The sequence below is a fragment of the Actinosynnema sp. NPDC050801 genome (genome assembly GCF_040673975.1).
Taxonomy (GTDB): Bacteria; Actinomycetota; Actinomycetes; order Mycobacteriales; family Pseudonocardiaceae; genus Actinosynnema.
Map to the genome: position 1 here is coordinate 1 of NZ_JBFAQZ010000051.1, position 7,554 is coordinate 7,554.

At 68.1% G+C, this 7,554-nt stretch carries 1 protein-coding gene and 4 pseudogenes; 3 read left to right on the forward strand and 2 right to left on the reverse strand.

Annotated features, from left to right (window positions below; all coding sequences use genetic code 11):
• The 3 genes and pseudogenes from AB0K14_RS40735 to AB0K14_RS40745 all read left to right on the forward strand — a co-directional run.
• Window positions 1-214: pseudogene (locus AB0K14_RS40735) on the forward strand (IS3 family transposase); the annotation flags it as partial.
• An 826-nt stretch (window positions 215-1,040) separates the two neighbouring features.
• Window positions 1,041-1,766, forward strand: a pseudogene (locus tag AB0K14_RS40740) (hypothetical protein); the annotation flags it as partial.
• Between the two features lie 32 nt (window positions 1,767-1,798).
• Window positions 1,799-4,999, forward strand: a complete 3,201-nt coding sequence (locus tag AB0K14_RS40745) for a BTAD domain-containing putative transcriptional regulator (RefSeq protein WP_360466592.1) — start codon at window positions 1,799-1,801, stop codon at window positions 4,997-4,999.
• Window positions 5,000-5,232: 233 nt separating this feature from the next.
• On the opposite strand, the pseudogene AB0K14_RS40750 reads toward AB0K14_RS40745, so the two are convergent.
• Window positions 5,233-6,053: pseudogene (locus AB0K14_RS40750) on the reverse strand (IS5 family transposase).
• Between the two features lie 236 nt (window positions 6,054-6,289).
• Window positions 6,290-7,439: pseudogene (locus tag AB0K14_RS40755) on the reverse strand (IS701 family transposase).
• Between the last annotated feature and the right edge of the window lie 115 nt (window positions 7,440-7,554).

A 7,554-nucleotide genomic window follows, 5' to 3' on the forward strand; every position in this document is an offset into this window, starting at 1 on the left:
GGCGGGTGACAACGCCGCGATGGAGAGCTTCTTCGCGTTGCTGCAGAACAACGTTCTCGACCGGCACGCCTGGTCCACCCGAGGCGAACTCCGGATCGCGATCGTGACCTGGATTGAACGCACCTACCACCGCCGCCGACGCCAAACCGGCCTCGGTCGGTCCCCCATCGAATACGAAGCAATCATGACCACGTCAGCCAGTCAGGCTGCGTGACTACAACTGTCACCTACTCGTGCAGCAGACCCGGCGGTACGGAACATGCGGCGGGATGACGGCCGGTTCCCGGCGTCCGCGCCGCGCGCCACGCTCGACTGATGCACACACCGACGGCCGCCGCGGACGATGCCGACTCGGCGAGGTGACGGTGCGGGGGTCCGATTTGTCGGGGTGACACGTACGCTCGGCCGATGGTCGACCGCTCCAGTGTTGTGCCCGGCGAGGGCGGCGATGTCGGACGGGCTTTCGTGCTGCCGGGCAAGAACCCGACGTTGGTGCCCACTCCGTCGTTGTCGTCGGATGAGTTCGAGGACTTCACGGAGCGCCTGTTGAGCGCTCACCGGTTCTGTGTTCCTCCGGTGCGCAAGGTCGTGCGGGTGGAGCGCTGGGGACGGCGCGGTGACAAGCAGGACGGCATCGATTTCGAAGGTGCCTTCAGCGACGGAGCGACCGCCGCTTGGCAGTGCAAGCGCCACGACGAACTCACGGTCGGGAAAGTGCGTGACGCGGTCGCCGCGTGCACGTTCGCCGCCGACGAGTACTACCTGGTGTTCTCCGGGGAAGCTTCCAGTGGTGTCCGCGCCGAGATCGCCAGGCACCCGCGTTGGCAGGTGGTGGACCGACGCGGCTTGGGACGGCTGCTCGACGACCTTCCGCTGCACAAGCGACGAGAAGTCCTGGATGTGACTTGGGGGAGGCAGCAGCGCAAGCTGCTGCTCAGGATGCCCGGCGAGGATGCGTTCGTCAGCCTCGACGCGTTCGCCACGGACCGGAAGAACCCGGACATGGTGCTCAATGATTTGGTGCCCGGGTCGGTCGGGATGCCGAGTTGGAGCGGCTCGCCGTCGCCTTGGATCGGAGCGTGGATCGGCCGGTGGTGGTGTTGGTCAGCGGTCCGGGTGGGAGGGGCAAGAGCCGGCTGCTGGTCGAGGTGCTCACGCCCTTCCAGCAGGACAACCCCGACATCCCGGTGTTTCTCCTGTCGCAGGGAGCGGTCCTGGATGCCACCGCGCTGGCGGAACTGCCCTACGGCCCGGCGGTCATCGTGGTCGACGACGCCCACCAGTACCGCGAGGGAATCGCCCTGCTGCTGACCTATGCCCGCAACGTTGCCGGGATCCAGCTCATTCTGGCCTCGCGCCCCAGCGGAATACCGGACATCCGCTCGCAGATCACAGCCGCCCGATTCTCATCCGCGCAGGTCGACCACGTCGAGGTGGGGGAGCTGACGAAGCCTGCGGCGAAGTCACTGGTGGAGTCACTGACCGAAGGGCTCGGGCTGCCGTGGGGTCTGCGGGAGCACTTGGCCGAGCAGGCGGTTGACAGCCCGTACGTCGCGGTGGTGGCGGCGAACCTGATCCGCCGAGGCGAGCTGACCGCGCCTCTCGCGGTCGACGCGGAGTTGCGTCGGCAGGTCCTGAGCCGGTACCAGGAGTTGGCGCTCGACGGCATCGACGACAACCCGGTCCGACTTGGACGATGCGGGTCCGATCGTGTGAACTTCTCGCAAGTTTTCTGTACGGCGCTGCTCAGGCCGCTATGCCTGTAGCCCTGGGGGCAACGGGGAAGGGGCCGGTCAGCGTGGTGGTGGTGCGACTGTTGGGTGAGGTCGGTGCGGAGGTTGGCGGGCGGCCGGTGGACCTGGGCACGCCCAGGCAGCGGTGCGTGCTGGTCGCGTTGGCGGTCGACGCGGGGCGGGTGGTGCCGGTAAATCGGTTGGTCGAACGGGTCTGGGGTACCGATGTCGCGCCGAAGGCGCGTGCGACGCTGCACACCTACATCTCCCGGCTACGCCGAGTGCTGGCCGCCGCGGACGGCGTGGTGATCGTGCGACGGTCGGGCGGCTACGTCTTGATCACTGATACGACCGGGCCGGTGGTGGACTTGCACCGGTTCCGCGACCTGCGCTCCAACGCCGATGCGGAGGACGACGAGCGGGCCGCTCGGTCGCTGACTCTCGCATTGGAATTGTGGCAGGGGCAGGCTCTGACTGGCGTGGTCGGCGAGTGGGCCGAAGCTGAACGTGACCGGCTTGAGTTGGAACGATCGGCCGCGCAGCATGACTTGGCTGACGTCCTGTTACGTCTGGGTCGCGGCGGGCAGCTGGTGGTCGGGTTGGCCGAGCAGTCTGGTGCGGCCCCCTTGGACGAGCGAGTGGCGGGCCAGTACATGCTGGCCCTGCACCAGGCTGGCCGCACGGCCGACGCATTGGAGCACTACCAGCAGGTTCGTGCGCGACTGGTCGAGGAGCTGGGATCGGACCCCGGTGTGGCCCTGCGAAAACTGCACGGCCGGATCCTGACGGGCAGCTCCGGACGCGGGGTGGATCCGGAACGCGGCATCGAGCCTCGGAGCACGGTGAACGAGGTGGATGCCACCCGACCTCGGTACCGATCGCGATCCGAGGTTCGCCCGATTGCCACAGGTATCGCACAGCTGCCGTCCGCGCCACGGAGTTTCGTCGGTAGGGAGGAAGCGCTGAGCGTCATGGGCGGAGCGCATGACGGGGTCGAGGGCAGCCCGGTGGTGCACGTCCTGACCGGCACTGCGGGCGTGGGCAAGACTGCGCTGGCGCTGCACTGGGCCCACGGCAACCGGGACCGCTTCCCCGGCGGACAACTGTTCGTCAACCTGCGCGGACACAGCGCCGGAATGCCGCTGACAGCCAGGCAGGCACTGGAGGAGTTACTGCAGGCGCTCGAAGTCGCGCCGATCAGGCGACCCGCGAGCGTGGACGGCGCGGCCGCGATCTACCGCTCGACATTGGCGGACAGGCAAATGCTGGTCGTGCTCGATGACGCCGTCGACGCGGGTCAGGTTCGCCCCCTGCTGCCGGGCACGGCGGACTGCACCGTGGTGGTCACCAGCCGCAACAGGCTCGACGGCCTCGTGGCACACGAGGGTGCCCGGCAACAGCGGTTGGACGTGCTGGGCGTCGACGATGCCAAAGCGGTACTCGACCGGATCATCGGCGGGACGCGCGTCGCCGCCGAACCCGAAGCCGTCACCGACCTGGTGGCACTGTGCGGTGGGTTGCCGCTCGCCCTGCGTATCGCCGCCGCGCATCTCGCCGCCCAGCCGAACCGCTCGATCGGCGACTACACGACCGCGCTGCGCGGCGGCGACCGGCTCAGTTCGCTGGAGCTGCACGGCGACCCGACCGCAGGCGTCGGCGCCGCCATCGAGTTGTCCTACGCAGCCAGGGCCCGGTCGACGCAGCGGGTGTTCCGGCTGCTCGGGCTGGTGCCGGGACCGGACGCGACCGCACCCGCAGTCGCGGCGCTCGCCGACACCGGCCTCGCCGAGACCGAGCGCGAAATGCGGGACCTGGTGGCTGCGAACCTGGTCGAAGAACCTGCTCCCGGCCGCTACGCGCTGCACGAGCTGACCCGGCTGTATGCCGCCGACCGTGCCGTCCGGGACGGACGCGACCCCGTGGACCGTCTGCTCACCTGGTACGCCATCGCCGTCGACAGCGCTGCGGACATCCTCGACGCCGGAAGGGTCCGCCTGCCGGGGAGCACTTCATGGACAGGCCGCGAGCCGATGTCCTTCGACGGCAGCGCTGCCGTCTTGGCTTGGTTCACCGCGGAGGCGTCCAACATCACGGCGATCGTGGGACTGGCGTCGGCCACCGGCCGGCACCGACTGGCCTGGCAGGTGGCGGACGGGTTGAAGGGGTACTTCCTGCGGGGCAACACCGCGCAGTGGGAGACCGTCGTCCGCTGTGCCCTCCGTGCCGCGCAGGCCGACGGCAACCCACACGCGGTGGCCGCGATGGACAACAGCGCCGGTGTGCTCGACTTGATGAGGGGCGACCACGCCTCGGCGGTCGACCACTTCGAGTCGGCGTTGACCAGGGCGACAGGCGCCGAGTGGCCCCTGGGTAGGTGTACCGCGCTGTCCAATCTCGGCATCGTGCATTACTACACCGGTACTTTGCCGGCGGCGTTGGAACACCTGCGTCGAGCCGACGAGATCGCCACCGCCGAATCCACTTGCCTGATCCACGCCGGGACTGTCCTGATCAACCTGGGGATGGCGACACTAAGGCTCGGCCGTCCGGCGGAAGCCCTCGACTACCTCACCAGGGCACGCGCCGCGCAGGAAGCGTCCGGCCACGACCGGGGCCGCGGCGCCGCGCTGATAGGCCTGGCCGAAACCCGCCTGCACCTCGGCGACCTCGAGAAGACCGAGGAACTCCTCGACTCGGCGGCTCCGCACATCCGACGTGTCTCGGCCGGCTACGAGACCGCCTGGTATTTAGGGGTGAGAGGGAGGCTCGTCGCCCTCCGCGGAGACTACGACCAGGCTGTAGTCCTGCTCGAACAGGCAGTGGAAGCCGCGGAAGGCCACCACGCCGTCGAGGTCGACACGCGCAACACACTCGCCGCGATGCACTGCTTCAGAGAGCGGCTCGACGACGCTGAGTCGCTGCACCGACACGCACTCACAGCCGCCGACCACTCGCACTACCGACAAGGGCGGATCGAAGCACTGCTCGGCCTGGCGGCGGTCCACCACCACCGCGGCCACCTGGCGTCCGCCGTCGATGACGCCACCGCGGCACTCGACCTGGCCCGCCACACCGGCCATCGACCTCACGAGGGCCAGGCCCACGCTGCCCTCGCTGCGGTCCACGTGTACCGAGGCGACCACCGGGCAGGCGCCGACCACGCCGAACAGGCACGACTGATCCACGCAGAGATGGGGCACCTGCTGGGCGAGGAACATGCCCTGCGGCTGCTCGCCATGACGGCTGGACACGATAAAACGACCTGAGCACCACCGGCCCTAGTCGAGCACCAGCCCTCCACGGTCGCGTGCGCACAGCCGGCGTGCGCCCAGCCCGAGTCGGCAACGAGCGTCCGGAACGGCGCCCCAGCCTCGGCAAGCGCCGCCACGAGTTACTCGTTCACCACACATGGTGCGGCAGCATCGGAGGACATGACACGCCGACTGAGACCGATCACGGTGACATCACCGTGAGACAGGCTCTGGACCTGTAACTGGTCCTAACAGAATCGTTGGACGTGTCGGTAGCAGATGATGCAGGTGGCAAGGCCGAGGAAGGCCTCGTGGATGTCGTCGCGTCGTTTCCAGCGGATGCGCAGGCGTTTCATGCCGTGGTACCAGGCGATCGTGCGCTCTACGACCCACCTGACAGTGCCCAGGCCGGAGCCGTGAGGTTCACCACGACGGGCGATCCGCGGTGCGATGCCCCTGGCACGCAGGCGCCTGCGGTACTTGTCGTGGTCGTAGCCGCGATCGGCGTAGACGGTCTTCGGGCGTCGACGCGGGCGCCCACGTCGGCCGCGCACGTTCGGCACCGCGTCCAGCAGCGGTTCCAGACCGACGACGTCGTTGCGATTGCCTCCGGTCAACAGCACGGCGAGTGGAATACCACCGCCGTCGGTCAGGACGTGGTGCTTGGAGCCCGGTCGGGCGCGGTCGACCGGGTTCGGGCCGCTTTTGGGCCGCGACGTGCGGCCCGGACGTGCGAGGAGTCGATCACGGCGCGGTCCCAGTCCAGCCAGCCGGCCGAGTGCAACTCCGCGAGCAGGACCTCGTGCAGCCGTGACCAGACACCGGCCTCGTTCCAGTCGCGCAGCCGCCGCCAGCAGGTCATCCCGGAACCGAAGCCCAGCTCCTGGGGCAGGAACTCCCACTGGATCCCGGTGTGCAGCACGAACAGGATGCCCTGCAGACACATCCGGTCGGGTACCCGCTTGCGACCGGCGTTACGGGTCCTGCGCGGCACCACCGGCAACAACGGCTCGATCCGCTCCCACAGATCGTCCGGGACGATCCACGGCGGCGACTCACCCCTCCTCACGACCGAACATGATCCACATCGGACATCCCCGACGCCACCACGGTGATCATTTTGTTAGGACCAGTAATACGACAACGACAGGTTGTGATGTTCGCGTCTCTTGTGGTGGCTGATCCGGGCGCGGGCTTGGATTGTTCGTCGCCAGTTCGACCAGTGCAGGACGTGGTCGACGGTGTGGGTGACGCGGTCGACGACCCGGTTCCATAATCGGCGGATCTCGTTGACCGACAACGGGATCAGCGAGTGGTCGGCACCGGATGCGGAGCCCCTTTTTTGGTGATCTCGCGTGTGATCACCAGGAAGGCCAGGGCCGTCATGGACAGTGTGATGTGCCGGTACCACGCCCGGTAGCCGCGGACCTGGTAGTGGTCCAGGCCGGTCTCGTTCTTCGCGGTCTGGAAGCACTCCTCGACCGCCCACCGCGCCCCCGCGACACCCACCAGCCGCTCCAGGGTGGTGTCGGCCGGGCCGAAGCAGACGTAGTAGGCGATGTCGGAGGGGTCGGCGACACTGCGCCTGGCCAACAGCCAGTGTCCCCATTCCCGCCTGCGCAGCGGACGGATGTCGACCGTCGCCCAGTCCGACACCCGCGGCCCTCGCGCTCCGTCGCCGCAACTGAGCCGTTTCCACGCCCTGTCGGGAAGTTCGGTGATCAGGCGGTGGACACGGACCTTCAGCAGCTCGAACGACACCACCATCGCGTTCTTCGGCACGGCCACCACGTGCGGGACGTCGACGGACTCCAGCCACAGCCGGAACTTCGTGTCGTGGCCGTTACAGTTCGTCCGCGGTCACCCACCCGAACGGAACCTCCGCCTCCAGCGCGCGTTCGATCATGCGCCGGGCGAGCACCTGCTTGGTCGCGAACCCGACCTCGTCGCCGATTCCCGCCGCCCGGCACCGTTCTCGGTCGTCGGTCCAGTCCTTGGGCAGGTACAACTCGCGGTCGATCAACGCCCGCCCGTGTGGTGAAGCGTAGGCCAGGAACACGCCGATCTGCGAGTTCTTGATCCGCCCCGCCGTGCCCGAGTACTGACGGCCCACCCCGGCGGATTTGGTGCCCTTCTTCAGGAAGCCGGTCTCGTCCACCACCAGCACACCGTCCTCGGCGTCGCCGATCGCCTCGACCACCGCAGCCCGGACGTCGTCGCGCAGCCCGTCGGTGTCCCAAACATAGAAGTTCAGCAGTCGCTGCATACCCTCCGGACCGGCATCACCGGCCGCCTCGGCCAGCGTCCACCCGTTCTTCCGCTCCACTTCAGAAAGCAGACCACTGACATACCACCGCATCCGGCGCCGCGACTCCACCCGCGGGAACCGACCCGCGAACCGGCCAAGGAACGTCTCAAACCCCGCCGACCAACCCGACACCAACTCCGCCGACACGCAAGATCAGATACCAGAAGTGAGGTTGTCCCCTTGAACCGGACACCCTGATCCCAGACAGCGGTCTGGGGAAGGATGTTCCCCGTGTCAGGCAAGTCGAAGTACCCCGAGCAGT